The organism is Porticoccus sp., from assembly GCF_041592135.1.
Taxonomy (GTDB): domain Bacteria; phylum Pseudomonadota; class Gammaproteobacteria; order Pseudomonadales; family Porticoccaceae; genus Porticoccus.
Genome location: NZ_JBFHQR010000206.1, coordinates 1 through 2,419, shown reverse-complemented (window position 1 = coordinate 2,419; position 2,419 = coordinate 1). Strand labels below are relative to the sequence as shown.

Below are 2,419 nucleotides of genomic sequence, written 5' to 3'. Positions count from 1 at the left end.
GGTGGTTAGCTCAGTTGGGAGAGCGACGGCCTTACAAGCCGTAGGTCACAGGTTCGACCCCTGTACCACCCACCAATTTATTAGAAAGTTTTGCGGACCGGTAGTTCAGCTGGTTAGAATGCCGGCCTGTCACGCCGGAGGTCGCGGGTTCGAGTCCCGTCCGGTCCGCCACTACATTAAAAAGCCCCTGTTTTCAGGGGCTTTTTTTTGCACTTTTTTTGACGGGACGAGAAGCCGCGAAGCGGGTCGACCGATTTGCGAAAGCAAATCAGGGCGCCGGAGGAACGACGGCGGGGTGTTGCCCCGAGCGCCGACAGGGCGCGAGTCAGTCCCGCCCGGTCCGCCACGACATTAAAAAGCGGGTTTTCAAACCTTGTTGTGCCCTGTGGTATGCACCGGCGGAAACAAGGGGGAAGTGGGGATGACTATCTAAATCGGGGCGCAACCATTAGGATTAATGGATCACTATCTCCGGCCATCTCTAATTCGACAAAACCAAAAAAAGGGATCGCTCTACCATGAAGTACCAGCAGTTGCGCCAGGAACTTTATCGCATCATTTTTGGCACCGACACGCCGGCCGGCCAGCGCTTCGACATGTTCTTGATCTACGCGATTCTGATCAGTGTGCTGGCGGTGATTCTGAATACCGTGGAAGCCTTCAGCAGTCGCTATGCCATGGGCTTTTTTGCCGTTGAATGGTTCTTTACCGGGTTGTTTACCGTCGAGTATGCGCTGCGTATTTTCTGCTCCCCCAATCGGCGCAAATACCTGTTCAGCTTTTACGGCATTATCGATCTGGTTTCCATCATACCCTCGTATCTGGCACTGCTGGTCAGTGGCGCCCATTACCTGATGATCATTCGCCTGGTTCGGGTGCTGCGGATTTTCCGGGTGCTGAAGCTGGTGCGCTATATGTCCGAGGCGGATGTGCTGGTTCGCTCGCTTTACCAGGCGCGGCGCAAGATCGCGGTGTTCTTCTCAGCAGTATTGGTGCTCAGCACCCTGTTCGGCTGCCTGATGTATGTGGTGGAGGGGCCAGACAATGGTTTCAGTAGCATCCCCATCAGCATCTACTGGACCATCGTGACCATTACCACCGTGGGCTACGGAGACATCGCACCCCATACGGTAACGGGTCAATTTATCTCCACTCTGGCCATGCTCACCGGTTACTCCATCATTGCGATACCGACGGGTATTATCACGGCTGAACTGGCCAACGAAATTCAGCGGGAAAAATCGCTCTATCCCTGTCCCAATTGTGTCAAGGCCGGTCATGACCGCGACGCCATTCACTGCAAATGGTGCGGTGCCAGCCTGGGTAGCCTGGAGGATCGCTTTCCTCCCCGGAAGGATAGCTAGCCGGTGAGCCAGTTGCCCGCCATGCTGGCGCAGTGGCTATCCGGGGGATGGCAGCTGCTGGGCCAATCCTGGCTGCTGCTCTATATCCTGATGGAAATTGTCGGGATCATTTTTGCCCTGGAAGCCATTTTCAAATCACGCACTTCCCAGGGGGCCATAGCCTGGTCGCTGGGGCTGGTGTTTCTGCCGCCTCTGGTGGTGCCGATTTATCTGTTTTTTGGTCAGCGGCGCTTTTATGGCTATGTGGAGGCGCGCCGCAAGGGCGATCTGGAAATCCAGCGTATCGCCCAGCAAATGCTGGCGGAAATGGCGCAGCATTTCAGTCTGCCCGGCGAAACGCCGCCCGGTGTCCAGTTGCTGGAACAGTTGGCGCTGATGCCCTTTACCCGCGGCAACCGGGTGGATCTGCTCATTAATGGCGAGCACATTTTTCGTGAAATCTTCGCCGCCATAGAACGGGCCGAGCACTATATCCTGCTGCAGTTTTACATTGTCCGCGACGACCAGCTGGGGCGCGAACTGTTGACGCGACTGGCCAGCAAGGCGCGCCAGGGCGTGCAGGTGTATTTTCTTTACGACGCCATTGGCAGCTTCAAGCTGAGCCGGCGCTTCCAGAAACAGTGCCGGGCAGCCGGGATCCGGATTGAGTCGTTTCGCACCTGGCGCTGGTTTCGCCGTCGTCGCTTCCAGATCAATTTCCGCAACCATCGAAAAATAGTGATCGTGGACGGCCGGGAGGCCTTTATCGGCGGTGCCAACATCGGCGATGACTATCTCAGCCGCCACCACCGTCTCAGCCCCTGGCGCGATACCCATGTCAAGCTGCAGGGACCCGCCGTGCAGGGTGGGCAATTGTCCTTCCTGGAGGACTGGCACTGGGCGACCGGTGAGCTGCCGGAATTGAACTGGCATCCCGTGGGCGTCGATCGCGATCAGCGGGTGCTGATCCTACCGACCGGGCCTGCGGATCCGATGGAATCCTGTCAGTTGATGTTTCTCCACGCCATCAACAGTGCCAGCGAGCGGCTGTGGATTGTCAGCCCCTATTTTGTGCC

2 protein-coding genes and 1 tRNA gene are annotated in these 2,419 nt (G+C 57.1%); all 3 read left to right on the top strand.

Going from position 1 to position 2,419, the window contains the following annotated elements; translation table 11 throughout:
* Positions 1–94: 94 nt before the first annotated feature.
* Positions 95–171: transfer RNA gene (locus tag ABY948_RS12120), tRNA-Asp, on the top strand.
* 347 nt (positions 172–518) lie between these two features.
* Positions 519–1,364: an ion transporter gene (locus ABY948_RS12115; protein ID WP_461482792.1), complete on the top strand. Its 846-nt coding sequence runs from the start codon at positions 519–521 to the stop codon at positions 1,362–1,364.
* Between the two features lie 3 nt (positions 1,365–1,367).
* On the top strand, positions 1,368–2,419 hold a 1,052-nt coding region (locus ABY948_RS12110), incomplete at its 3' end, for a phospholipase D-like domain-containing protein (protein WP_461482791.1).

Bases quoted from the DNA above. Each gene is read 5' to 3' on its own strand.
- ABY948_RS12115 (WP_461482792.1), top strand. From the start codon at position 519: ATGAAGTACCAGCAGTTGCGCCAGGAACTTTATCGCATCATTTTTGGC.